Origin of the sequence: Bacteroides sp. AM54-2NS (genome assembly GCF_003602935.1) — a bacterium.
Taxonomy (GTDB): Bacteria; Bacteroidota; Bacteroidia; order Bacteroidales; family Bacteroidaceae; genus Bacteroides; species Bacteroides xylanisolvens.
Window position 1 is genome coordinate 13,596 of sequence record NZ_QTMZ01000007.1, and the last position, 25,197, is coordinate 38,792.

Annotated in this window: 22 protein-coding genes and 1 pseudogene; 7 read left to right on the forward strand and 16 right to left on the reverse strand. The window is 38.1% G+C overall.

Going from position 1 to position 25,197, the window contains the following annotated elements:
- Positions 1 to 31: 31 nt before the first annotated feature.
- The 6 genes and pseudogenes from mnmE to DXA05_RS06380 all read left to right on the forward strand — a co-directional run bounded on the left by mnmE (position 32) and on the right by DXA05_RS06380 (position 6,330).
- Positions 32 to 1,429: a tRNA uridine-5-carboxymethylaminomethyl(34) synthesis GTPase MnmE gene (gene mnmE, locus DXA05_RS06355; RefSeq protein WP_032846428.1), complete on the forward strand. Its 1,398-nt coding sequence runs from the start codon at positions 32 to 34 to the stop codon at positions 1,427 to 1,429.
- A gap of 269 nt (positions 1,430 to 1,698) precedes the next feature.
- Positions 1,699 to 2,577 carry a helix-turn-helix domain-containing protein gene (locus DXA05_RS06360; protein ID WP_005939499.1) on the forward strand — a complete coding sequence of 293 codons (879 nt, stop codon included), beginning with the start codon at positions 1,699 to 1,701 and terminating at the stop codon, positions 2,575 to 2,577.
- A 115-nt stretch (positions 2,578 to 2,692) separates the two neighbouring features.
- On the forward strand, positions 2,693 to 3,805 hold the full coding sequence (locus DXA05_RS06365; protein WP_005939497.1) for a site-specific integrase: 1,113 nt from the start codon (positions 2,693 to 2,695) through the stop codon (positions 3,803 to 3,805).
- A gap of 174 nt (positions 3,806 to 3,979) precedes the next feature.
- A complete protein-coding gene (locus DXA05_RS06370) occupies positions 3,980 to 4,756 on the forward strand; it encodes a hypothetical protein (protein ID WP_005939495.1) in 777 nt (258 codons plus the stop codon).
- A gap of 121 nt (positions 4,757 to 4,877) precedes the next feature.
- The gene (locus DXA05_RS06375) at positions 4,878 to 5,255 is read left to right on the forward strand and encodes a helix-turn-helix domain-containing protein (RefSeq protein ID WP_005939493.1); all 378 of its coding nucleotides are present in this window, start codon (positions 4,878 to 4,880) and stop codon (positions 5,253 to 5,255) included.
- Positions 5,256 to 5,257: 2 nt separating this feature from the next.
- Positions 5,258 to 6,330 (forward strand): annotated as a pseudogene (locus tag DXA05_RS06380) (AAA family ATPase).
- A gap of 461 nt (positions 6,331 to 6,791) precedes the next feature.
- Here DXA05_RS06380 and DXA05_RS06385 read toward each other — a convergent pair.
- The 15 genes from DXA05_RS06385 to DXA05_RS06450 all read right to left on the reverse strand — a co-directional run bounded on the left by DXA05_RS06385 (position 6,792) and on the right by DXA05_RS06450 (position 23,109).
- Positions 6,792 to 7,814 (reverse strand): virulence RhuM family protein, encoded by a 1,023-nt coding sequence (locus tag DXA05_RS06385; protein ID WP_005939584.1) that lies wholly within the window; start codon positions 7,812 to 7,814, stop codon positions 6,792 to 6,794.
- 27 nt (positions 7,815 to 7,841) lie between these two features.
- Complete coding sequence (locus DXA05_RS06390) at positions 7,842 to 8,351, reverse strand: very short patch repair endonuclease (RefSeq protein WP_005939586.1); 510 nt, start codon at positions 8,349 to 8,351, stop codon at positions 7,842 to 7,844.
- A 331-nt stretch (positions 8,352 to 8,682) separates the two neighbouring features.
- Positions 8,683 to 9,648, reverse strand: a complete 966-nt coding sequence (locus DXA05_RS06400) for a hypothetical protein (protein ID WP_128858929.1) — start codon at positions 9,646 to 9,648, stop codon at positions 8,683 to 8,685.
- Between the two features lie 3 nt (positions 9,649 to 9,651).
- A complete protein-coding gene (locus DXA05_RS06405) occupies positions 9,652 to 11,457 on the reverse strand; it encodes a hypothetical protein (RefSeq protein WP_005939589.1) in 1,806 nt (601 codons plus the stop codon).
- The gene (locus tag DXA05_RS06410; RefSeq protein WP_005939591.1) at positions 11,454 to 12,446 is read right to left on the reverse strand and encodes a hypothetical protein; all 993 of its coding nucleotides are present in this window, start codon (positions 12,444 to 12,446) and stop codon (positions 11,454 to 11,456) included. The genes DXA05_RS06405 and DXA05_RS06410 overlap by 4 nt, the downstream gene beginning before the upstream one ends.
- A gap of 10 nt (positions 12,447 to 12,456) precedes the next feature.
- Entirely contained in the window at positions 12,457 to 14,574 is a 2,118-nt protein-coding gene (locus DXA05_RS06415) for an AIPR family protein (protein ID WP_074910413.1), read from the reverse strand.
- The gene (locus DXA05_RS06420) at positions 14,481 to 15,497 is read right to left on the reverse strand and encodes a PD-(D/E)XK motif protein (RefSeq protein ID WP_284515447.1); all 1,017 of its coding nucleotides are present in this window, start codon (positions 15,495 to 15,497) and stop codon (positions 14,481 to 14,483) included. Before DXA05_RS06420 ends, DXA05_RS06415 begins: the two co-directional genes overlap by 94 nt.
- Entirely contained in the window at positions 15,487 to 15,822 is a 336-nt protein-coding gene (locus DXA05_RS27185) for a hypothetical protein (protein WP_284515448.1), read from the reverse strand. Before DXA05_RS27185 ends, DXA05_RS06420 begins: the two co-directional genes overlap by 11 nt.
- A 91-nt stretch (positions 15,823 to 15,913) precedes the next feature.
- Positions 15,914 to 17,554 carry a Z1 domain-containing protein gene (locus tag DXA05_RS27190; RefSeq protein ID WP_284515449.1) on the reverse strand — a complete coding sequence of 547 codons (1,641 nt, stop codon included), beginning with the start codon at positions 17,552 to 17,554 and terminating at the stop codon, positions 15,914 to 15,916.
- A 32-nt stretch (positions 17,555 to 17,586) separates the two neighbouring features.
- Positions 17,587 to 18,375, reverse strand: a complete 789-nt coding sequence (locus DXA05_RS27195; RefSeq protein ID WP_284515450.1) for a hypothetical protein — start codon at positions 18,373 to 18,375, stop codon at positions 17,587 to 17,589.
- Positions 18,350 to 19,867 carry an ATP-binding protein gene (locus tag DXA05_RS06430; RefSeq protein ID WP_005939598.1) on the reverse strand — a complete coding sequence of 506 codons (1,518 nt, stop codon included), beginning with the start codon at positions 19,865 to 19,867 and terminating at the stop codon, positions 18,350 to 18,352. Before DXA05_RS06430 ends, DXA05_RS27195 begins: the two co-directional genes overlap by 26 nt.
- A 2-nt stretch (positions 19,868 to 19,869) precedes the next feature.
- Positions 19,870 to 20,955, reverse strand: a complete 1,086-nt coding sequence (locus DXA05_RS06435; RefSeq protein ID WP_025066855.1) for a DNA cytosine methyltransferase — start codon at positions 20,953 to 20,955, stop codon at positions 19,870 to 19,872.
- Between the two features lie 10 nt (positions 20,956 to 20,965).
- Positions 20,966 to 21,196, reverse strand: coding sequence for a helix-turn-helix transcriptional regulator (locus tag DXA05_RS06440; RefSeq protein ID WP_005939605.1), 231 nt, complete (start codon positions 21,194 to 21,196; stop codon positions 20,966 to 20,968).
- Positions 21,197 to 21,522: 326 nt separating this feature from the next.
- Positions 21,523 to 22,785: a type II toxin-antitoxin system HipA family toxin gene (locus DXA05_RS06445; RefSeq protein ID WP_005939610.1), complete on the reverse strand. Its 1,263-nt coding sequence runs from the start codon at positions 22,783 to 22,785 to the stop codon at positions 21,523 to 21,525.
- A 3-nt stretch (positions 22,786 to 22,788) separates the two neighbouring features.
- Positions 22,789 to 23,109: a helix-turn-helix transcriptional regulator gene (locus DXA05_RS06450; RefSeq protein ID WP_005939613.1), complete on the reverse strand. Its 321-nt coding sequence runs from the start codon at positions 23,107 to 23,109 to the stop codon at positions 22,789 to 22,791.
- 749 nt (positions 23,110 to 23,858) lie between these two features.
- Here DXA05_RS06450 and DXA05_RS06455 point away from each other — a divergent pair.
- Entirely contained in the window at positions 23,859 to 24,701 is an 843-nt protein-coding gene (locus tag DXA05_RS06455; protein ID WP_128858930.1) for an RNA methyltransferase, read from the forward strand.
- A gap of 14 nt (positions 24,702 to 24,715) precedes the next feature.
- Here DXA05_RS06455 and DXA05_RS06460 read toward each other — a convergent pair whose 3' ends face one another.
- Positions 24,716 to 25,192, reverse strand: coding sequence for a hypothetical protein (locus tag DXA05_RS06460; protein WP_128858931.1), 477 nt, complete (start codon positions 25,190 to 25,192; stop codon positions 24,716 to 24,718).
- Between the last annotated feature and the right edge of the window lie 5 nt (positions 25,193 to 25,197).

Genomic DNA, 25,197 nt, shown 5'->3' on the forward strand with positions numbered 1-25,197 from the left:
ATTATCTTTGCTCATCCAAAAAGAAAAAACAATGATTCAAGATACTATCTGTGCCATCGCTACCGCTCAAGGCGGTGCTATCGGAAGCATCCGCGTTTCCGGTCCGGAAGCTATTTCTATTACCGGCAGCATCTTCAAGCCAGCCAAAGCTGGCAAATTATTGAGCGAACAAAAACCATATACTTTGACATTCGGGCGTATTTATGACGAAGACGAGATGATTGATGAAGTGCTCGTCAGCCTTTTCCGTGCTCCTCATTCATATACGGGAGAAGACAGCACGGAAATCACGTGTCATGGTTCCACTTATATTCTTCAACAGGTGATGCAGTTGCTTATTAAAAACGGTTGCCGCATGGCCCAGCCGGGAGAATATACACAACGTGCTTTCCTCAATGGAAAGATGGATTTAAGTCAGGCAGAAGCTGTGGCGGACTTGATTGCTTCTTCATCTGCTGCCACTCACCGATTGGCAATGAGCCAGATGCGGGGTGGATTCAGTAAAGAGCTGACAGATCTACGCAACAAGTTGTTGAATTTCACTTCCATGATTGAATTGGAGTTGGATTTCAGCGAAGAGGATGTGGAATTTGCCGATCGTTCGGCATTAAGGAAACTGGCAGATGAAATTGAACAGGTCATTTCGCGGTTGGCTCATTCATTTAGTGTCGGCAACGCCATTAAGAATGGTGTTCCCGTAGCTATCATCGGTGAAACAAATGCCGGAAAATCGACTTTACTGAATGTATTATTGAATGAGGATAAAGCCATTGTCAGTGATATTCACGGGACAACACGTGATGTAATCGAAGATACTGTCAATATCGGAGGAATCACTTTCCGGTTCATTGATACCGCCGGAATCCGGGAAACCAATGACACGATTGAAAGTTTGGGTATTGAACGTACTTTTCAGAAGTTGGATCAGGCGGAGATTGTTCTTTGGATGGTAGATGCTGTGAATGCCGCTTCTCAAATTGAACAGTTATCGGAGAAAATAATTCCACGTTGTGAAGGAAAACATTTGATTGTTGTATTCAATAAGACTGATTTGATTGAAGATAAACAGAAAGAGAATGTATTATCTTTATTAAAAGACTTCCCCAAAGAATCTACGGAATCTATTTTCATCTCGGCCAAACAACGGAAGAATACAAGTGAGCTACAAAAAATGCTTATTGATGCTGCACACTTGCCTACAGTGACACAGAATGATATTATTGTGACAAACGTAAGACATTACGAAGCTTTAAACAAAGCTTTGGAAGCTATTCATAGAGTACAAAACGGACTTGATTCGCAGATTTCCGGGGATTTTCTTTCGCAAGACATACGAGAGTGTATCTTCTTTATTTCGGACATAGCGGGGGAGGTTACGAATGATATGGTGCTTCAAAATATCTTTCAACATTTTTGCATCGGCAAATGATATATCGCAATTAACCGCAACGAATTAGAACCAACTATAATGAAGTCGCTGAATTTCAGCGGCTTTTTTATTTACCCCAAATCCAGTTCATAGCGATTGGATAGTGTTGTTCACCATATTTTTCTACCGTATTTCTACCGCGAAACAAATTGGGATTTGTCCCCGATGTCACAGTGACGCATTTGTTGTCGTGTGTTGACAATGGTTTACGTGTGTTGACAAAAAAGAGGAGAAATAAAGAGATATACCTCAATTAAAAATAGAAAAATATGGAAGTAAGAAAGATTTGCCAATGGTGTGGAAAACCATTCATTGCGAAGAAAACAACGACTTGCTATTGCAGTCACCAGTGCTCCAATCTCGGCTACAAGGAACGTATTCGAGAACGTAAACGCCAACTGAAAAAGATACAGGAACTGCTGGAGCCCAAACAGGCAGCAGAAGGACAAGACTTCTTCTCTTTTGCACAAGCGGCACAGTTAATGGGTGTAACTCGCCAGTATGTTTATAAATTGGTGAAGGAATCCAAGCTAAGAGCTTCACGAATCAGTGGGAAGAAATCTCTCATTCGGCGTGCGGATATTGAGCTAATGTTAAAGACAAAGCCTTATGAACGTATTGTTCCAAAGGACGAATTTGACATGAGCGAGTATTATACTGCCGAGCAAATTGCCGAGAAATATAAGGTCAACACAAAATGGGTATGGACTTACACAAGAGAACGTGATATTCCCAAAGTCAGAATCCGTCAATTCAATTATTACAGCAAGAAACATATTGATGCTGTCTTTGCCAAATACAAGACGGATGATGCATTGACAGAATGGTACACACCGGAAGATATAGAGAAAAAGTATGGAATGACACGTGTCGCTATCCGTTCTCATGTCTATCGAAACAATATCCCCTCAAAGAAAGAACATGGTCAGATATTCTATTCCAAACTGCACTTTGATCTGTCGAAGAAAACAACAGAAGATGATTCATCGGAATACTATACCGTACAGGAAGCCATGAAGAAATATAGTCTTTCCAGAGATTCTGTTTATGGAGTTTTACAATTCCACGAAATCAAACGTGAAAAGAAAGGTCGTTTCGTGAGATTCCTGAAAGTGGAATTTGACCATGTAATGGGAGCCCGAAAATAAGACTAATCCTGAATTTAGGCAGACCAGAAAATGATTCTAAAAATGAGCATTGTCTGTGTCAAGCCATTACGGACATTTGCAGCAAATCAAGTATAAACCAATAATAATTGTAACTATGTTAGAATGTAAAACAGTAACATTGAGAACACGTCCTTTGAAAAACGGGATGCTTTCTTACTATCTGGATTATTATCCGGGCTATCGTAACCAGGAAACAATGAAAACCATCCGCCACGAAGGATTGAACATTTATATTTATGCCAATCCCAAGAATGAGCGCGAACGCAACTTCAATGCCACTATGTCTGAAAAGGCAGAAGCCATCCGATGTCGACGCTTTGAATCTATCGTAAATGACAGGTATGATTTCTTTGACAGGCACAAACTCAAAGCGGATTTTCTGGAATACTATCGCAAGCAACTTCGCAAGCATGACCAAAAGTGGGAATTTGTGTACCACCATTTCTACAACTTCGTTCATGGCAAATGTACTTTTGAAGAAATTGATATTGACCTTTGTAATAAGTTCCGGGAGTATCTGCTAAATGCCAAGCAACTCAGGCGTGACGGTCGCATTTCAAAGAACTCTGCTTCCGGCTATTGGTCAACATTCAGGGGACTTTTGAAAATCCTTTATCGCAATCGGCTAATCAAAACCAATATCAATGACTTTTTGGATAAAATCGAAACAGAAGATACTCCAAAAGACTATCTAAGTGTGGAAGAACTTTACAAATTGGCTGAGACACCTTGCAAAAAGCCGATTCTGAAGACAGCAGCATTGTTTTCATGTTTGACTAGTCTCAGAATCAGCGATATACTATCGTTACAATGGCATGAAATCGTTGACTTTGCAGCCGGAGGGAAATGTGTCCATACAATTACCCAAAAGACCAAAACAGAGGACATCATTCCAATCAGCGACGAAGCCCTGCAATTAATCGGCTATTCTCCGGAAAAAAACGGATTAGTATTTAAAGGATTGAAACGAAGTTGGACACAGCATCCCATGAAAGAATGGATTCGCGAAGCCGGTATCACCAAGAATATCACTTTCCACTCCTACCGAAGAACATATGCAACACTTCAAGGAGCAGCCGGCACAGATATACGTACCATTCAAAGTAATATGGCACATAAAAGTATCACCACGACACAACGGTACATGAAAGTTGTGGACAGTAACAAGCGTGAAGCCAGCAACAGAATCTCTTTAATCCGCAAGTAAGAATTAAGGTTCAAATAATCCCGTTTTTACAGCTCAGAGTATGATATTTTGCATCAAATCATACTCTGAGCGTATTTTTTCTTAAATTCTGAACGATTATCTATTACAAACAGCAACTATTTGGAAATCTGCATATACATTTGTCTTATTGTAAAACTCAAACAGTATCAGTTTATGACGAATAGTATTAAAATCTCTCCTCAAAGAACCAGTTTCATACTTTCAGTAAGTGTCATCCTTTACTGGGCAACAGATTCCTATTTATATCTCAGTTGCCATATCAACCTGATGGAGTATTCCACTCCAGCTATTTTATATATCACGGCAATGATACTCGCCTGTGGAGTACTTCAGCGTTTCTTTTTCCGATTCATTACAAAGAATGAATTGGGTTTGTCTTTTGGCAAGCAAGTAAGACCTCTACCCGAACAAATTAAGGAGATTAATCCGGAGTGCCCAAAGGACAAGGATATAAATCCGGAAAACTTAGTTGTAAAACATGATTATATGGATAATTATGAAGTGCGTATCGCCGAAATTGAACGTAAAAAAGCCGAAAGGCAGGCAGACATTAAGCGTGTCATTCATGAATATACCACATTTGTAATGACGGAATTTCTCTCAAAAGAAGATCTTGAAATTCTGCATGAAAACATAGAGTATTTTGCGCACGGACAGTTTGATTTATACAAGCCAATCCGTTCAAAAGTAGATAATTCCCTCCGTTCTATTGATCTGATGCATTTCGTATGGAACATCGGAGAGAGATTGGGCATTTCTCTTATAGATAGAGCAACATTCATACATACTATATTCCCACATGAACTAAAAGATGCTTCGATTAAATATCTGGCTAAAAATCTCCGGACATGCGGAGTTTGCAAAATAGCCCTTGATATTCCTAAAACCGGAGATTATCACTTCAAATGTATGAAAGAAGCCCAAGAATAAAAAGCAAATTCAACCGATTAGGATTATTCAACACAGACTGAAATATTATTGCCTTCTGATAGTTGTCAGCATTACATCATTGTGTTGGTTTGCAGCATGTTTAACAAAAACAATGTTATATATGCAAAAAGACAAACTGACCTTCAATGACCTACCGGAAGTGGTAGGCGAACTCTGCGAGAGAATCTCAAGTATGGAAAATCTGCTGACAGAAAAACTTCATCAGCAGCATAACGAGGTAAAAAAAGACACCCATGTTCCAATGACCGTTGATGAAGTCTGCGAATATTTAGGTATCTCGAAATCATCCTTTTATTACAAAGCCAAGCATGGTGGTATTCCAATCATCAAACAAGGAAAACACTTGTTTGTCTATCGTGATGAATTGGACAAATGGTTGGAAAGCGGCAGAAAAGGAGAATCGCCTATAAGCATAGAGGAAGAACACGCCCGAATGCTTGCAACTACACGTCGCAAAGCCAATCCTAAAAGCTGGTGAGTATGGAAACGGTAGCACCCATTGAAGATCTTGCTCAGGTCGCTACAAGATGGCAAGATACCATGCTCAGTTTGGAAAAGGAGTACGAACAGGAGCCGGAAGTTCTGAAAATAGGCGGAGTACCTATCGGGACATTGGGAAATTTCAGTGCATCCATAGGCAAAGCTAAAAGCAAAAAGACTTTCAATGTGTCAGCTATGGTGGCAGCAGCTTTGTCAGGGAAGGAAGTTCTTAACTACACAACGGACTTCCCTGAAGGAAAGAACCGCATCCTTTACATCGACACAGAACAAAGTCAAAACCATTGTATGATTGTGATGCATCGTATCATGAAACTGGCAGAGTTGCCGACTAATGAGGATTGCGACCGTTTCTATTTTCTCGCACTACGCAAGTTCAACCCCAAGGAGCGTTTGGCTATCATAGATGATGCAATCAGTCAGATTGAGGGTCTCGGTTTCGTGGTGATTGACGGAATCCGCGACTTGGTCTATGACATTAATTCTCCGAGCGAAGCCACGTGCGTAATCTCCAAACTCATGCAGTGGACTGACGAATACCAGATTCATCTTCACACCATCCTTCATCAGAACAAAAGCGATGAAAACGCCCGTGGACACATTGGCACGGAAATCAACAACAAAGCGGAAACGGTCATCCATATTGAGAAGGACAAGGACGACAGTAACATCAGCAAAGTGGAAAGTGTGCATACCCGTTCAAAGGACTTCCTGCCATTCGCCTTCTGCATCAATGCCCAATCACTTCCCGAACTTCTGCCGGACTATGTGCCGACAAAAAAGAGCGTAGGCGTCCCAAACTGGAACCGTTCTCCCCTTATAAAGACATCCATGAAGCCATCCATCGCAAAGCTCTTGAATTGGCTTTTGACGGAAAAGAGACGATTTCGGGATATAAGGCTTTGGAAGAAGAACTGACCACAGCCTACGAACTGGCAGGAACGAAATTTAATCACAACAAGATTGTGAAGATAATTCAGTTTCTCACGAACAAACGGATGGTGGTTCAGGAAAGCCGTGGCATTTATCGGTTCATGCCGGATTATCACTATTGACTCTCCACTTGACTTTATTCTAAAAGTGTCCATTCGTATATAAGTCAAAGTCTAAGTGCAACGACTGGTTTCATGATAATCCACGGAACTGGTCGCTGCCATTGATTGGGCTTGCCCGTTGTACAGACATTATATTGTATGGGGAGCCTAATACCCCAAGCGATAAATCGCTCGTGAGACTTTGCCAATCCTCTGCAAGCTGAATTTGGCATTATTGCGGTTTGGGGGTGTATTTCAGTAGTGCTTTTACGAACTCTTTTATGAACCCTACTGGTTCTTTTATGAACTCTTATGTGAACTCTTTTCTTGCTTTTAAGTGGTATACTGGAGTAACATCGGTCACCATAAATGCAGATACTAGATGATGAACACAGAACTATTGTCCGAACACTTGCCAATTTAACGACATGAATCTGCCATATCCCAAAGGCGATTTTGCCAATCTCAAAATGACATTATAATTATTCAATATCCAATGCAGGAAGACTATTATCTTCAAATCTATCAAAGTCAGATTGAAAAAGACGGTCTTGAATGATCCTGTACTTTTCAAACTCTGATTCAGCAAACTCTTTGGCATATTCGGCAGAAACCTTTCCGCTATCCTGTAATATCGGGCTCTCAAATAAATTAATGAATTTGTCTATTTGCTTTGCCCAATCTTCCATTGTCATAGGTATATGACGCATAGCCATACTTTCTGCCATATCAAGCGACGCATTGACTATCCTACCCATTTCTTCTAATTCTTTTTCTCGCAAATAGTTCTTTGCTACAGACACATCTGTTTTGACAATTTTTCCATTCGGAGCGTTTTCCCAAGTGGTCAATCCCATGTGTTCCTTATTCGCATCGGCTCGTTCGACTATCAACTCCGCAGCAGTATGCCCATGCACAGCATAGTGCATTTTGTTCTGTACCTTCTTGAAGAAAAGACGGGTTGTCGGAGCATCTTTGTTATAGTCTATAGCCGTAGCATAAATATCGGTCAGTTTCTGATAAAAACGACGCTCACTCAGCCTTATCTCCCTTATTTCGGCAAGCAAATGTTCAAAGTAATCTACACCTAAGAAAGCCCCGTTCTCCATTCGCTTATGATCAAGTACATATCCACGGATGGCAAACTGACGGAGTACAAACGTACACCACTGCCGGAACTGAGTGGCACGAACCGAGTTGACTCTATATCCAACACTGATAATGGCATCAAGATTATAGAACATCGTTTGATAATTCTTCCCGTCTGCGGCAGTTGCCGAGTTTTTCTCGGTAACTGAATCCTTGACAAGTTCCCCGGATGCAAATATATTTTTTAAGTGCAGTCCAATATTGTCAGTAGAGCAATCAAAAAGCTGCGCCATTGCCTTTTGCGTTGCCCAAATGGTTTCATCCTTATACATCACCTGAATCCCATCCTCCTTGCCTTCAAGCAAAAAGATGAGAAACTCAGCCGTACTATTTCGTATTTCTATATTCTTTGCCATAATTTAGATTATCACCTTCGCAATTATTCATTTCGATTTGCCATAACTTTCAACGGGTTCTGCCACCATGCTATATTCTTCTTCAGTTGTCTCATATGATTTGATTCTTCTATCCTCAAGATAAATATGGTAAAGCATGTATTCTAAAGCCTCTAAAGTCTGTTGGCAGACTTTCGGTTTCAACTGACATTCCCAAACGGTAATACAATGCCAACCCATTGAAGTTAGCTGTTGCCGTTCCTCTATATCTCTACTCCGATTACGCTCAATTTTATTCTTCCAAAATTCAACATTTGTCTTTGGTAGAACATAATATTTGCATCCTTCGTGACCATGCCAGAAACAGCCGTTTACGAAAATAACAGTTCTGTATTTGCGTAAAACCAAGTCGGGATGTCCGGGAAGACGTGGGTGATTCAACCTATACCGAAAGCCACGGCCGAACAAGAACTTTCTCACCAATAATTCCGGTTTTGTGTTCTTGCCCTTTATCGCAGACATGCAACGATGACGCTGTTCCTTGGTCAATTTATCCATTTATTAACATATTACTGACAGTTATCTATTATTCTACAAATCTATCTATACATCCCTTTACTTTTTGTGGAAGATTCGAGAATTCTTGCATTACTATTATTCCTCGTTCATCAATTGATTCAATATAGTCTTCTAACAATTCAATATCTTCAAATGACATCCCGTACCTTAACATCCATATATGTTTCGTATTGTAAGTACCATATTTTGTCAAATTAGCCATTTTTTCGGCTTGTTCATCCGGACAACGTTCATTGTATTTGACGAATGCTACTTGAAAGATATTGCACAAAATAATGTTCCTAATTTATGCAACGTTTATTGATGATTTTCATTTCATTTTTTTTATTATTTCATCGATTGGTAGCATATATATATAATCTTCCGGATTCGAATAGGATTCAGTATTATACTGATTTGCTAAAGCGTAACAAATTTGCACATCAGGATATTTCTGAGCAATAGCCGCTATAGAAAGAGTTGATAGTTTATTGTTCATTGGACTGATTACTATATTATAATCTTTCCTATTCTCGTCAACAATCTTACCAATTTCTTTGATATTTTGCTCCAGATTTTTACATGAGAATTGAAAATTTGAAGCTCGAGAATTTTTTTCAAGTAATTTTTCGAAATTCGAACGATTAATTTCGCTTAGAGATTCATTATGACTTTCTGTTGGCGAAGCCATACCTAAATATAACTTACTAGGCTCGAAAACCTCTATCAATGTTTGAGCACGTTCATATTCAAAACCGACTAATATAATTAGTAACAAATCCTTTATTGGTGACATATCGCCAGAATAGCCAACAACAGAACGTATTGTCCTTACCCCTTTACTAAGCCAAGGTAACGAAGTACCCTCTTCATAGGATGAGTATCTACTCGACGGACAATAACACAGATGTATATCAGTAAATTCAACTATTGAAGAGGATAAGATTTTTATTATTATCAACAATGTTTCTCTAGTAAATGTTGATACATCAACATATAGGTGTTCTTTTTTGCTTGTTGTTATTGCATCAAACAAATTATCATAATTATCCAACGGATTCTCAAGAGAGAGTTCTATGATAGAAGATCGTCCTATGAATAGTTCTTTTAAACTCTCAGCATTCTTCTCTGTTTCTGTATAGTTATTTGGAAAGTAGCAAATAACAGCCTCAATAGATTCATTCTTGGAAATCTCATTAGGTATTATTAAACATCTTTTCTCAAAACTTGAACTACAAATAAACAAAGAATCGTTAACTATCTCTTTATCTATACTGTTTATTAATATTTTTTTCATATCTTAAATAGGATTATTACCGTCAAACAATAGTAATTGAGTAGCCGAAGAACTGTCATCTTCGGTAAATTTAAACTGTGCTAAAAATCTCTTAGTATCAATCATTGCCATTCTCAATTTGGCGCTATCCATAAACTTGTAACCGGCAAAACTTGTAGCATCCAACTTGAAATGAGGTGCCAAAATTCTACTTAATATGATTAAGCGGTTTCTTCCAGTACCTGTTTTATTTCCAATTGTACTTTTATGGAAATAACCCAGCTGTTCTCCCATGTCAATTATTTCATTCATTTCGTCATCTGGAGTATCTGTAATTGCCACAGAGAACACTCTTCTTTCTGAGGAATTAGAAGTAAGCTGCAAATGAAATAATTGTCCCAAAGAGTCTATCATTCGATATAATTTTTCCAATTGTATTTGCCTAGTGTTATTATTGTCAATATCTTTTTTTAGTTTTTCAAACTCACCAACCAAATAGTTGTTGGAGTATTTTTTTATAACTTCATCTTGAATAGAAGGTTTGATGCTGGTAATATTATCTTCATTTGCTCCAAGTTCTGTAATTGCTAACGAATACATTTCTTGCGCAGGAGCTAAGAAATGTCGAATAATACCAGAAGACACAGCTACAAGTTGATCAAAACCAGCATAGCTATATGTAGAGCCTGCTTTATGATTCTGTTGCAACCGTGTTATATATTCAGGTCTTGCATAGCGTCTTGCTGCATCCCCACCTGCATATTTTTTCTCAGGATCTGCATAATCTATCAACATCTGATTATATATCTCTTGAATCTTTAGCTCTTGTTCTTTATCCTCTGGAAAGAAATCTTTTGTCTCAATATCAAGGTGCAAATATCTCTTTAGTCTTTTCTTAACAATTTCTTGAAGTCGTTCATTATACTTACTTTTACTACTTGAATAAACTGTAGAAATGTTTATCTCAGAATAATCATGAGGTGCGTCTATTCTTTTCTCGTTATTCGTCAAATGTGTTTTATAATCTAACTGGGTAGAGATCTTAAAACATATGTCTTTTGTTGTGCGATATGACACCCAAGTGTTCAACACCTTTGTTTGAGCCACATTTAGATAGCCAGCATCGTCAATCAAAATATACAAAGGTTTATCTTGAGGAAAAAATGGTAAAGATTTTAAAGACACAAGTAGTGGTTTCATAAAATCTATGAAATCAACAATTGGTCCATCATATGGAATAGAAGTATCTTTTGACAAAGCTATTTTATTGCAATAGATTCGACAGGAACGATTTATCCGTTCTACCTCTTTTGCCATTAACTCCATCATTGTTAGTCCATCCTTGTCTGTATCGTTTGGTAATTCAACAATGTTGTTAACACCGCAGTAAGAAAGAACATCCCGAAAATCAGTATTATAATATTGCCATATCTGCTCTTTATAATCATTTAATATATTCCCCAAATAGCATCCAACCGACTTATACACATTAGACATTACGTATGTCGTTAACAAGTGCTCATTTAATATAATTTCGGCATGAGTCTCAAGGCGTGCCAAGTCAGGAATATTTATATTTGTTAGTTTTATAGGAACGTATACAGCAAAATAATCCAGCTCAGATATTTGGCAATGCTTGGCTAAACACTGACAATCTGGTTGTATGTAGCGGAACATCATACTTTTACCTGAACCTCTTGGACCATTAATAAATGTATGTCCTTTTTCTAATACTTGATAAAAGTCAGGAAAAACATCAACAAATAAATCGACAACATCCTGAGCGGAGTTCTGTTCTGGAGTCTTTATTTCAAATGGATTTTCTTTCATAATGAACTATTTACACATTGATGAACATAATCACCTGTTAATTTGTTGTTACTTCGTTCTAATTGTGCCCCACAATACTCAAAAACATTATTTATTGATAACGTTGGATATCCCTTTTCCTCTATACGATAAGATATTGTATCAAAGAAAGGTTCAAACCCTTCATCTATAAATTCTATAGAAATAATAATCGAATGGAATTGATACTCATAGCTAACAAAACGATTATAGTACAAACATTCCTGGAATGTCTTGAATGTTCTTGTATATATTTCATCCAACAAATAAATAGAAGACTCACCTTTCTTATATCTATTTTGAACTTGATTCTTAGTGAGAGAAAAGCCCATCTGAATACAATGACTTTCTTTATCTGGATTGAAGTTGTACAAACTTTCAGAGAAAGCATGATACAATTTGCTATCCTCAGGTATTAAGTCCTTTTTTAGCAAGTAAGAAGACGCACGACTGTTTTCATCCGCAAGTTCATCACCAAATCTTAACAAAGCTGCTAGTTCACGGATTCTCACATCATGCCCCGAGATAGAGGTCTTGTATGGCAAATTTCCAATCGGATCATTTTTGCCTGAATGCGCTTTAGCTATATCCCCAATAATTTTTCTCTCAATTGTATCAACGTTTAAATTTTCCAGAAGATATCTGCCAGATTTTTCATGACCGTCTCTGCCATTAAAGATATGTCCCGCATCATGAATTTGAATCGCGACCAATAGTATAAAGCATTCATATGGAGTAAGGTATGAACAATCTTTCAGTATGGAAGATACTTTAACCATAACCATTTTTACATGATTAGCACTGTGATCATTCAGATACACAGTATTATCCAGTCTTGTAGTAATCGCTTTAACTTCATTATGGATCTCTGAATTCATAAACTGTTTAAAAGTGCGATATATAGCAACATAGTCTTTTTCCGATGGAAAATCCTGACTGTTTTTTGTTTCAAAATATTCTTCTAAATTCATTTTACATTATTTACGGCATTACATATCCCTTATCTTCAACATTGCTGACAATCTTCAAGAGTCTCTTACATTGGGCAGACGAAGGAAGAACCATTTTAGCTATAAATCTAGTTGCAATAGACTTAATAAAATCAAGGTCTCCGTACGGGAGAACATTTTCTTTTAAAAGTTCGTTATAAACCCTCATCCAATAGTCAGCACCCAAATTAAATATCTCAACGCTTACTTCAATGTTTGAATTGAATTTGTGCACTCGTTTAGCAGCAGCTTCTGTTGTTTTAATCTCCTTTTGGGAAACAAGGGATTTAATAAATTCGTCAGAGAGTTCAAACGGAACTTTCTTATAGTCATCCCAAACTGCAAGCGTTCTGGATATCGTTCTAACAAGGCCTCCACCAGCTTGTTTTGTCAAAAACTTCTGTGTATCAAAAGCTAAACGAATCAACTCATTTGCAAGAGCCGGATACAGTGTCTGTTTATTCCAAATCGTAACCCAGTCAAGATCGGCATCCTTTGGCAAAATTGATATCAGTTTTGCAATTGTGTATGGCACAATCTGAGCTTTATCTCCTCCTTTAGGATACCATTCGGACTTATTGATCATTACGTCCAATTCATCAAACATAATGACGGAGCAGATTCCTTTCTTAAAGAACACCTCATTAATACTATCCTTTGATTTATCATAAAGTTCTTCAACATAATCCGCAAAACGATTGAAGTTGATGGCAGAGCTTTGACAAACCTGGTGAGGATTCATACGAATAGTATTCAAACATTTCGCCAGCTTTTCCTTCTTGACAACCTGATTTTTCGGACTTTTCTCGCAGAAGGTTTTTCGTTGCGCTTGTGTAAGTTTCATTTGTTCCTGTTCCCATTTTCCACGAGAACGCTCGTAGAACCAACGAGTCTGATATGGTTTGCCGGCAACAGGAGGAGCAAGAACCTTTTGCGATAGTTTCTCCATCATTACATGGAATGGGTGATTAGAGAAAAAATCGGCATCCGAAACAGGATTTTGGCAATTAGCACATTTTGAGATTGTTTTAGTAATATTGTTATAACGTTCAACATCTTCCTCCGACATATCGTTGTCCACATTCAGCACAGTCAGCTTCATCGGAACAAACAAATTGTCCATGCCTTTTTTGTCCTCTTTGCGAATAATTGCATTAGCTAACGAAGCGGTTGTCTGACCACCATTTATAATTTGTAAATCCTTAAAATGAGTAATTCGAGTGTTATCTGCAGAAAAACCTATTGAACGGGCAACAATAGCAATGCCGTTATTATAGGTAAAGAAATTCTCTGGACTATTAATGATAGTATTTCGGATACCCTTGTTTACCTTACCACGAACACTCAGGAAAGCCCGCACATTGCCTTGCAATAATTTACTCCCATATTTCAAATAGATATCTGCCAAGAACTTTCCTGGAACAATTCCAAGATATGCATCATAGTCGCTACTATCTCCTAAATCTGCTTTTAGATATTGAATCCCCTCGCAATCAAAATCTTTTGTATCAAACTCAACAATCTCACTTGCATCGGACATAAATGTTTGGAACAGCCGTTCCAGCGTCCAGATATTTAACTCTACCGGTCTCTCAAGAAAATCTTCTTGAGAGACGTTCTTCACCTGTTTACTAAGAATCGAGTTAGAAATAATATAAAACTTGAAGCGAAGAATCTCTGTGTCCAACATTCCTTTGCCAATTTTCTTTCGAAATTCTTTTGCTAAAATAATGGCAGGATCGGAATCGTCACAATAGTCACTCATCTTGCCGTTGACAACTTCGTCAAGGAAATTGCACATGTGAGTATACAAATCCATGATGCGGGTGTTGGTCAACGTGTTTACGGCATCACGCTCATTGGTAAAATCACTTGCAATCAATATGAGTGCACTGTCAGCTTCGTCGTAAGCATAAGCATCAAAAGCCATGATACGACCACGCTTGCCTCTCATTTCAATAGACATCGGCATCGGATCATTAAATTCCCCGATAGATTCCAGTTCTTCTAATGTTTTTAGAATAAACTGAGTTTCCGGTTCTGTTCCTTCGTGATCGGCATCAAATCTAAGCTGATCAATAAATTGCGCTCTATATTCTTCAATCTCCATAGTGTAACGGATTTAAAGTTATATTCTTCTAATTCAGAAAGAAAAATCTCGTACTGAATTCTGTTTATTGCATTCGGTATGTTTTTTCTGCATAGGCGAGGGAAATCGTTGCTTACATTGTACATTGAGAATCCCACATTCGTAAATACGAATTTGTCGTATTCTGGAGAGAAATCGAATTCGTACATACTCAGTTTAGACATGAAAGTCTCTCTATTTTGAGCTGTCCCCATTTTTGCCATTAGGTTTTGAACCAGTACATTCAATTTTATACCACTGAATGTTGGACTCATCTTTTCCAAACAATAAATAGCAAGATAGCCCTCGTCATCTCCATCCAGTTGCTCAAGTGATGAAATCTTTACAGAATCTTTGCCTGCACTTATTGCCTTTATCTCATACCAAACACTCTCAGTAGAATAGTCCTTATGGGTCTTTTCTGGACCCATCCAGCTATCTAATGCCATATCCACACCATAGTGAGGAATCATATAATCCTGCATAAAAAGCAGTTCGCCTATCAACCCCATTACCTCATTGTCATTCATTCCACCATTATTGGGTCGGAACAATTTTTTCCATGAGAAATATCTTGAACAAAGTGTTTTATAAGCATCTTCATCGTCCTTAATAGCTTCCGTAGAATCGAGCAAATCCTGGCAAAACGTACTAAAATATTCCAGTAGCTCTGAATTACAGAGTGAAAAGCGAAGAATATAATTCTCGCCACTCTTTCCCTGCTGTACTGTAATCACATCCGACTGAGATATTCTAACTGGAACGTATGTACCTCTAAAATCAAAGGCATAGTTTCCTTTCTCATCCTTTCCTACAAAAAGACTGAGGTCGCGGTTTTCACCAACACGGATAAAAGTTCCGCTTTGGAATCCTTGCGAGAATGTTGTAGATAATTTATTCTTCATCCTCTTCTATTTCGTCTGGTTCATCAAGCATGTTAAGCTGATAATATGTTTTATTAACTTTATATTTCTTAGTTTTACCTGTTTCTTTTAATCCAGGGAAACCAATAGCAAAAGCTATCATTTTATTGCCATTAAGTTTCTCTATGAATTTTAAGGCATTCTTGTTGGCTTCAATATTTTCTGGCTCTACCGGTTCGATGAGCATAATTATCAATACAGGTTTTCTGTGTGGAAGATGCTCAAAATATGCTTTAATAGGAATATGCCGTCCTTCAAACTCAGAACCTTCTCTCGCCCAAACTTCTCTGCATCGTTTTTCTGCCAAATCTATCTCATCTTGGCTTAAGCAGAACTTTCCTTCTCGTAAACCAAGAATCCTACGACGACTCGAAATTTGAATTACATGATCATGTTCCTCAATCTGACGTTTCGGACAACGTATCATTCAAGTCCTGGTATGTCATAAAAGGTCTGCCCATCACCACCTCGAAAACAATATCCCATTTATCTACTCCTTCTGTTTCTTTGTCGCAAATAAAATCAATTAAGTTTTGCCGGTTAAATTTCATGTTAGCTAATGAACATTTTATATTAGACAGGAAGTCTACCACTAATTCTTTGGACACATCAGAAAAATATCTAGATTTATCAATATCTGAACATACATCCTCATCTTTGTATTTGTCGACATTCGCGAAACCAAATTTATAATCATTTTCAAACAGGTGGGCAGTAAAACATTTTACTTGATTCCAGTTCTCTTCATTATGTTCCACCTTGACACTAAGGTAAGGGGTATCACAGATATTTCCATAGTAGGATTCCATCATCAACAATTCGTACGCGGTCCGCATCTTATTGTTAGCTGTTATCTGTAATTCGTCACAATAGTCACGAACTTTAATACCGAAATCTTTAGGAGTAAGATGTTGCTCAAACATTTTCTTAATATCTGCTTTCAATTCGGTGGTGGCTGTCGCTATTTCTCTATACCAAGTTGCACTTGCTTGGCTTGTCCATATTTGGAACAAATCGGCATAACCAGGTCGATAACCAAACCAACGCCCCATCTGCATCAACACATCAAATGTTGCAGTGTTTCGATAGAAATAGCTTACAAGTAAGCCCTCTAATGTGAGACCTCGCGAAAGAGCAAGTCCTCCAATAGCAATTACTCTCAACGAAGAATTAGATTTGTAATCTAATTTGCTTGCGCTACTACCATTAACAACGATAATTTCCATCTTTGGAACATCAGCTTCAATATCGAACACAGCACCTAATAAATTCTTCTTTTTTATAACATCAATAAAACAGATATCAGTAATATTATCAAAATGTTTTTTCCAAAGTCGTTTCAGTTCTTTATACAGTGACAGATGAGCATTCTTTGAGGTATCTTCGTCAAAGTTGTATTTTAGTATTTGAATAAAGTTGTTCTGTATTTCTTCAATATGTTCCTTAATCACCTGTTGCACCCTTATGAAACGAGACATATTAACCAACATACTTCTTGGTTTAGAGGCATGTCCTCTTAAATCTCGAATAACATTTGCCAGATAATAACAATAGATGGACTCCTTCAGCGAATTTGGCAAGACTCCATTCCATTCTTTTTTGTGACGAGAGTAGAATGTCCCAGAATTAAGTTCTTCTATATTTTCGTGTAAATCAGTCCTATATTCATCTGAAGTGTAGTCTGGTTCTTCAACATCAGTTATAAAACGTAAATTGCGATAGTACTCTTTATCCTCATTAAAAATTTTATCAGCACCAATATATGAGGAAGGGGTCGGTAACGTATATATGAAATGCTCTGGAAACAAATCTGCATTCTTCATACTGTCCACCGAATCCGGATCTATAAAAACATTTGCAAATGGAGTAGCAGTAAAACCAATATAATTCGCAGTCTGAAAAAGATTGCAAATCTTACGAATTATAGCGTTTGTCTTAGTTGGATCTGTATTATCTTTTTTTGTATTAACCGATGCATTGTCTGCCTCATCGTCAATAAGAAGCATTGGATGGTTTATACTATTTGTACGAACATCCATATTCTGGTTTTTCAACCAATCATGCAATTTTGTCAGACTGATACATTTTTTTTAACGACAAAAAGGACCAGAGAATTATGCTCCGATAAAGTCGTTGAAATCAAATTACTCCCTTTAACAAAATCTTTTACACATGTAGTAAAAGAAGTAGCTCTACGTTGCTTGTTGTCTTTACCAACTCCTACCTTCCCCTCGCGAATATGTTTTTCAACCTTACGAATAGTGTACCCAACAACACTTTCATCAATACGTTCCTGTGTTTGCTGACGAAGACTTTCTGTTATACCAGCTAGAAGAATAACAACTTTATATCCTGCATCAGCTGCTTTACAAATCAGACCTGAATATGTAGCGGTTTTACCAGACTGTACATCACCAATTATTAAGCCCCTCTTCAAACGTTTACCTTCAAATTCTTCCTTTGGATTGTATAAACAATTCATTATGTCAGGCAATGTCTTTTCGTGCAAAAGATTAATACTTTTGTCGTCAATTGAAGTGTGTTCTTTTAAATAACGATAATATCTCTCCCAAAAATAGCTGTCATCTACTTTATCATTGAAATACCACTTCTTTTGTTCATAATCATCATAAATAATATTGCCCAATACATGAGTGATTTTCTCTCGGTATTCTATTTCTTCCAACAATTTATTTTTGTCTTCCTCATCACAATCAATACCAGAGAAGGCTATTGCGTCTTCAATCGCAGGCTTAATATTTTCCAAAGATGGAACAAAGCCCGACAGTTCCTTCATAAGTTCCAAACGTGCGGAAATTATGAGTAGAATCTTATTATATGCTTCGTTTGTTAATTTCATCCTTGTAGTTATCTAAAAGTTTTTCCTCAACAACTTTATATTTGCAGAATGGCTCTGATTTCATCAGATCAGAAACAATCTCTATTATAGATTTCTTGTTAAAAGATTTTGCCAAGTTTACCATATAAATCCCAAGTTGGAAAATCTCATCGACACGATTATCTGGTTCATCTTGACTGATTGCATCATTAGACTTGTCAATGTAAATCTGCTGAGTCGGAACGTTTTGCTCAATTTCTTTCAAAAGCATCTCAAGCAGAGTATAGTCTTCTTCTGACATTCTATCCCTCACCATCTGGAACACTTTGCTCTCACGATTGATTTGATAATAAAAAGTCTTTCCTCTGCCTTCCATTCTATCCCAAATATAGTCAATATCCTCAACATTTTCTTTTCGACCACGATGGGTTTGCTTCCTAACAGAAATATCCATCGCATCAATCACTGTTTGGCGCAATTGACGCTGAATTTGCTTTGGAATAGAAGCTGTTTGTTTCTTTATATCAATACTCCATATGTCATCAAGTGAATTCGGAATATCTACTCTAACTCTAGCATTTTTTGTGAGTTCACCACGCGGTTTCATCCCGAACCAAGTTCCCCAAATTATCAAACGTTTATTTCGATAAACATAGAAACCTTGTTTGATTCTTAATGTTTCTACTCCTCCTATGAGTTTTCTGTGTTCATCGTTTAAATCTGTTGCAAATGGCAAGATATACGGTTTAACCCAGATTTGCCGTTCTTGCCCCTTACTGTCCCGAATAGCAATGGAGCGTGCTTTCTTCGTTGTTGTCTTAGAATGTGATTCAAGGAAAGGATCCATTGGTTTTATCCTCCCTTTATTCAAGTACATCTTGATCTGCTCCTTACCTTTTGCTGAAAGAAAGTTATGGAAAATCAGAGCAATATTATTGGCTACAGATTCTTTAAGTTCAACAAGAGCATCATAAACCATTCCACCACTTGATTTCTCCAACACATCGAAATCCTGCCATAGTACAAGCGTGCCATGTGGCAATTCAAGGAGAGAGTGAATATAAGGAAGTGCTTTTATTTCATTTTTAGACAGCTCCTTCACCACCCACTCTTTTCTATTTTGAATATAATTATAATCCCAAGAATAGCTACTAATCTTCTCTTCCTGCAAACTGACAACCGTCAAAATTCTACATTGAGACAAAGAGGCAGATTTCATTCCTAAACCGAATCGTCCCAAATCATTTGCATTTCTTTCAAGTTCAGAGTCCGTACTTCCATACCTCATAGCCTCAAAAAGGACGTCTGCAGACATTCCTTCTCCATCATCTAAGATTCCCACAACAAGATCCTCTGTAGGTTCTGAAGGGAAGAATAGTTTGACTACGCTGCAATTTGCACTGATACTATTGTCTATAATATCTGCAATAGCAGCTTCGAAAGAATACCCCATTGAACGCATAGACCCCATAAGAGTATCAGCTTGTGGAATGCTTTGTCTATAAGTACTCATAGTTATTCCTTATTATATGATGAATCGTATTCCATAATCTGCGCCATCACTGCTTTAGACAATAACGGAGGAACCGCATTACCTATCTGTTGCTGTATGCTCATATGAGGTCCTTGAAAGATAAACGTATCAGGAAAACTTTGTAAACGTGCCGCTTCCCTCACCGATAAACCTCTGTCTTGATATGGATGAATTAGCATACTCTTCCTATAGTTTGAAATGACAACAGAAGGGCAATTTGCTTTCAGCCGTTTATATATTCCACTATGACAACGAGTCTTGTCTGAATAATTTTGCATCAAGAACTCCGGAATAGCTCTCCAATTCTCACCTTGACCGATATATTTGTAACGTTGCATCACAAGATCGTTACTCTTTGACACAAAATTCTGCCTTGATTCTACAGAACCTTTTCTCATCTGTTGCGCATAAGGGCTAGATTCCTTTATTGACTTAGTGTAAGGCAATGAATCTATCATATCACCATTATGTAAAACAGGTAAATCTCCAATAGCTTCTTCTACACTCACTTTATAATCAAAAGGCTTTGGAAACTCAAAGTCAATTCCTTGGTTATTTCCGACCATAAACATTCTCATCCGTCTTTGTGGAACACCATATTCATCAGCCCATAGAACCTTCCATTTGACTTTATAGCCTGGTTCTATCTCCTCAAAACAATGTTTTATCATTTCTATTGTCTCTCCATTGTTCATTTTAGTCATTCCCCAAACATTTTCAAGGACAAACCATCTAGGCTTTATTTCCGAGACCAAACGAACAAACTCTTTGAACAATAAATTATTAGGATTGTCCATATTGCGAGACATCGTATTTGACATAGAAAATCCCTGACAAGGAGGGCCTCCCATGATTATAAATACTTCCTCGTCCTTATTTAAGAAATCTATAGCTTTTACATCCCGAATATCGCCACATATTACTTTTGCTCCTTTGTGATTAAGTTCAAAAGATTTGGCCGCATGAGGATTAACCTCAATAGCATAGCGAACCTTAATTCCCGCCATTGAGCCGCCCAGACTTAATCCACCTGCTCCTGAAAAAATGTCTATACCGATTTTTTTCATAAGCCGAGCATCATAAGACATTATTATCTTTTGTTGTAGTTAGCAACTGTCGAATGTCAACATCCAACAAATTCGCTATTTCTTGCAATTGAATAATAGATGGTTGCGATTTATTAGAACACCATCTTGAAATTGTGTTCTCTGATTTGCCCATTTGAGTTGCCAACCATCTATTGGTTCGTTGCCTTTCAGCCAGTACCGCCTTAATCCTATTCATCATTATTTGTTGATTGTTCGACATCAGTATTCAAATTATACTCGTTATATTGCAAACAAAGATACATCTAATTTCCCATATAGCCAAGTAGATAAGCAACAAAAACATCGTTTAAAGGAATGACTACAGTTGGCATAAAGATATGCAAAAAAACACATGTATTGTTTTTATCCATTCCATCAATGAATTTCACCTTTCAAAAAATTATGCTACACAAACATTATGTTCGCGCAGCATAATACAAAGTTTAATCGCATCCAATCGCTCAACTACTTACAGCTCAGACATCTATCTCGTATCGCTTGGTAATTTGGCACATTTTTGCTTGGTAATTTGGCACACTATAATAGTCATTCCGCCTTATATCGCCCATCCAACACTCCGGCAAACATATCCGCTTCTCTCTTGGAAATACTTAATCGTGTTGCCAATTCGCGCCATCCTTTTACAGCTTCAATCACCCCCGAAATCATCTTTTCTGCTGTTTTACGGTTTAGCATGTAGTCTTCGCAAGCATCCAGCAAGATACTCAGCTCTGCTTTATTAGAAGTTAATGAAACAAGCAAACTTTGATACTCACTCAGCGTGGGATTCATGTCATATGCAGGAGATAGTGTCCAACCTTTTGCAGTCAAAAGAAAACCGTGATTGCGAAAATGGTCATCAGTATTGCCGATACAAATATTGAAAGCCACACGGCGGTATAGTTCCTGTAGGTTTCGCTCCACATCGGTACAGCTCTGAATAATAAAGTCGACTATATCCAGATAGCCATGCCCGGTAGTTGCATTGTCACCATCACTCAGCCCCAACAAGGTCATGGCAGATGCAAAATGAATGCGTTTTCCTTCTTGGGTTCTATCGAAGCGTTGTGACAGCAATGTATGATATCTCTCTCCAGTTGCCAGTACTTTGGTTTTTGCAGCGTTTATCCCTGCTTTTGTGGCAAGCAAATGACTGAAATGCTCCCAAAGTCCAACATCATAGTCATCCTTGCGCGATGGAAACTTGGCCACATAAAGAACTTTATCTGTATCTACAACATTTGCTTTAGGTCTTGCACCTCCCAACGATGTTCCCGGTTGCACAAGTTGTGCAATCCATTTCCTATCAGGGAGAATATTGTTTTCTTCACATTTTTCTATCTCGGCACTGGCTGCAATCAGTTCCCGAATATCCGTCAAAGGTGGAATTTTCAATGATTCACTCACATTGATAAATTCGCCATCGAGGTCTTCCTTAAAACGGAATCCCCCCATTCGGGAGAAATCATCGATACCAGTCAAGAAATCGAAAGAAGACAATCTCCTTACAGGTCGCTTTTCTTCTGCTGCCGCAATTTGCTCTCGACGCAACAACAAAGTACGTCCCCAACGATCCGGCAAAGCATCAGAAAAACATCCGAATATATCCTTGTTCGGTTGTGTATATTGTTGTCCCGGGTAATTATTCAGGTCGTCACTCAAAAACAGATCGCTGTGCTGCCTTAACCATTCATTATTGAACGTAAAACTATAGCTGTCCGCACCACGAAGAGACTCATAGCCTAGTTCTCCAATGAGTTCCATTTCTTTGAGCCAATCGAAATCGGCATATACATACAACTTTTTCATAGATTATTCTTTCTTTGATGCACGTTCTCTTGTTTTCAAACTCAAATCTTGCAAAGCTTTTCCCATTTTATCTTCTTTGGCAAGCAATAGAATATCATCGTCAAGTTGCAATGCGTACAAAACACGTAGATAGATCCCTATTGCAACAGTAGGAATCCCTTTTTCTATTCGGGACACAGTAAGCGGTGAACAGGTGGCACGTTCAGCAACCTGAGCCACACTCAGATTCCGACGTAAGCGAGCCAACTTAATCTGCTCACCTACAATCTGCATCTTCTGCTCCAATTTTCGGGAAAGCTTGGTTCCCATTGTATTCTTTGCCATTACTACATCAATTTAAGGTGCAAAGCGACTATGTTAATGACTTTGTCATAATCAACCTATCATATAATATGCAAAAGTAATACTTTTTATTTATTTAATGATGTATTACACATAGGAAAATGCACGTCTTGGCATTATTAACTATATACATAATCTATTTTGAGCAAAAACTTCCAAAAACTAAATGCTATAATGTTGTTTGTAATCGCCATATACACCTACCAACAAACAATATGTTATTCGTTACAAACAATGCAAATTGTTCATCATACACTCATCATATCAAAGAACTATTTTGCTTGCCAAAAGAAAAAGATATAACTCCACTCTCAACTTGACTTTAATGACCGTTATTATATACACGGGCAATAAAGTCAAGTCAAACAGAGGGGAAGAAAAGAAAAAAGGCTTCAACTGAATATTTCTCTTTTGGTCAGCATACAATATCCGTGAAAATATCTTGCATTTAGTTGACACTATAGGCGAAAACATCACGGAATTTTGTACCTTTGTAGTCGGATAGAAGATAGGTGAACTTCATTGAGGACACAATATTTCCTCATGGTTCTGATTCATTGAGAAAAGAGTGTAATATAGCCTTAAAAACAAGTCCAAGAGGTTCAAAAACAACTTTTCTACCGATTAAATTGCAACAATCTATCATTCAAGCAGCTATGTATGCTGCATCGGTAAGTAAGAAGCGCATACTATCATTGCTGCAATAAAATAGATCGTTTAAAGAAATCACTATGCCCATTATAGAAATATCATCCTTAACAGACTCCGGAGTAGAAATATTCAGTACCCTCACCGAAGCTCAATTACGGAATCGTATCGAGCCTGATAAAGGTTTGTTTATTGCAGAAAGCCCCAAAGTTATCCATGTAGCTCTGAATGCTGGTTATGAGCCTTTAGCCCTCTTGTGTGAACAGAAGCATATCACTGGTGATGCGGCTGGCATCATTGAACGTTGTGGTGATATACCTGTCTATACCGGTGAAAGAAAGTTACTTGCCACATTGACCGGATATACACTGACGCGCGGTGTCCTCTGTGCCATGCGTCGTCGGGCACTACCAAGTGCAGAGGAGATGTGTCGGAAAGCTCGACGGATCGTAGTCATTGAGGGCGTGGTAGACGCTACTAATATCGGAGCCATCTTCCGTTCCGCAGCCGCCTTGGGAATAGATGCTATATTATTAACACGCAATTCTTGTGATCCGTTAAACCGACGTGCAGTCAGGGTTTCGATGGGTTCTGTCTTCCTGATACCATGGACTTGGTTGGACGGTTCTCCCAATGAGTTGCGTAAACAGGGTTTCCGTACAGTCGCTATGGCACTCACGGAGAAATCAATCTCTATCGATAATCCTATCTTAGCAACCGAACCCAAGTTAGCCATCGTAATGGGAACAGAGGGGGATGGTCTTCAAAACGAAACAATCAATGAGGCGGACTATGTAGTCCGCATTCCTATGGCAAACGGTGTCGATTCTCTCAATGTAGCCACCGCATCCGCTATTGCTTTCTGGCAACTTCGCGTTCAAAATGACACAGATCTGCCACCATCACCGGATGATGTACATATATGATTTTACTTATATTCCTACTCACACCTACAATACGTATTTGCGCCACAGGAACAGCGAGGTAACAACTTTTCCATCAATTCACTCCGAAAAAACTCATACAGTTCTTTATGCATAGCGTCATATAGTACCACCACCCGTTCTTCCTGTTCATCATCGGCATGAATACCTCCCCGAAAAGGATCTGCAAAATTAAAAGAAACATATTTTCTCACTACCCCCTGCATTTCCTTTTGCACTTCCTCCGCTTCTGGGCAAAGAGTAATGACGTAATCCCATGTCTGTTGGGCATACGTCGCAACATCACAAGGCTTTCTACGTGAAAAGTCATACCCATTCTGTTCCATCACCTGGCAAACAACATCAGGGACAGAATTTCCAACCAAAACACCGGCAGTACTAATCTTCATACCTCTACCGAACGAGTTTAAAATCTCTTGCGCCATACGACTGCGACACGTATCACTATTGCTCACTATCAGTATATTTTTCATATGCG

Bases quoted from the DNA above. Each gene is read 5' to 3' on its own strand.
- DXA05_RS06400 (WP_128858929.1), bottom strand. From the start codon at position 9,648: ATGAAAAAAATATTAATAAACAGTATAGATAAAGAGATAGTTAACGAT.
- DXA05_RS06415 (WP_074910413.1), bottom strand. From the start codon at position 14,574: ATGGAGATTGAAGAATATAGAGCGCAATTTATTGATCAGCTTAGATTT.
- DXA05_RS06410 (WP_005939591.1), bottom strand. From the start codon at position 12,446: ATGAATTTAGAAGAATATTTTGAAACAAAAAACAGTCAGGATTTTCCA.
- DXA05_RS06360 (WP_005939499.1), top strand. From the start codon at position 1,699: ATGGAAGTAAGAAAGATTTGCCAATGGTGTGGAAAACCATTCATTGCG.
- DXA05_RS06405 (WP_005939589.1), bottom strand. From the start codon at position 11,457: ATGAAAGAAAATCCATTTGAAATAAAGACTCCAGAACAGAACTCCGCT.
- DXA05_RS06450 (WP_005939613.1), bottom strand. From the start codon at position 23,109: ATGGCAAAGAATACAATGGGAACCAAGCTTTCCCGAAAATTGGAGCAG.
- DXA05_RS06385 (WP_005939584.1), bottom strand. From the start codon at position 7,814: ATGGCAAAGAATATAGAAATACGAAATAGTACGGCTGAGTTTCTCATC.
- DXA05_RS06460 (WP_128858931.1), bottom strand. From the start codon at position 25,192: ATGAAAAATATACTGATAGTGAGCAATAGTGATACGTGTCGCAGTCGT.
- DXA05_RS06390 (WP_005939586.1), bottom strand. From the start codon at position 8,351: ATGGATAAATTGACCAAGGAACAGCGTCATCGTTGCATGTCTGCGATA.
- DXA05_RS06435 (WP_025066855.1), bottom strand. From the start codon at position 20,955: ATGAAAAAAATCGGTATAGACATTTTTTCAGGAGCAGGTGGATTAAGT.
- DXA05_RS27190 (WP_284515449.1), bottom strand. From the start codon at position 17,554: ATGGATGTTCGTACAAATAGTATAAACCATCCAATGCTTCTTATTGAC.
- DXA05_RS06440 (WP_005939605.1), bottom strand. From the start codon at position 21,196: ATGTCGAACAATCAACAAATAATGATGAATAGGATTAAGGCGGTACTG.
- DXA05_RS06430 (WP_005939598.1), bottom strand. From the start codon at position 19,867: ATGAGTACTTATAGACAAAGCATTCCACAAGCTGATACTCTTATGGGG.
- DXA05_RS06445 (WP_005939610.1), bottom strand. From the start codon at position 22,785: ATGAAAAAGTTGTATGTATATGCCGATTTCGATTGGCTCAAAGAAATG.
- DXA05_RS06420 (WP_284515447.1), bottom strand. From the start codon at position 15,497: ATGAAGAATAAATTATCTACAACATTCTCGCAAGGATTCCAAAGCGGA.
- DXA05_RS06365 (WP_005939497.1), top strand. From the start codon at position 2,693: ATGTTAGAATGTAAAACAGTAACATTGAGAACACGTCCTTTGAAAAAC.
- mnmE (WP_032846428.1), top strand. From the start codon at position 32: ATGATTCAAGATACTATCTGTGCCATCGCTACCGCTCAAGGCGGTGCT.
- DXA05_RS06455 (WP_128858930.1), top strand. From the start codon at position 23,859: ATGCCCATTATAGAAATATCATCCTTAACAGACTCCGGAGTAGAAATA.
- DXA05_RS06370 (WP_005939495.1), top strand. From the start codon at position 3,980: ATGACGAATAGTATTAAAATCTCTCCTCAAAGAACCAGTTTCATACTT.
- DXA05_RS06375 (WP_005939493.1), top strand. From the start codon at position 4,878: ATGCAAAAAGACAAACTGACCTTCAATGACCTACCGGAAGTGGTAGGC.
- DXA05_RS27195 (WP_284515450.1), bottom strand. From the start codon at position 18,375: ATGAAATTAACAAACGAAGCATATAATAAGATTCTACTCATAATTTCC.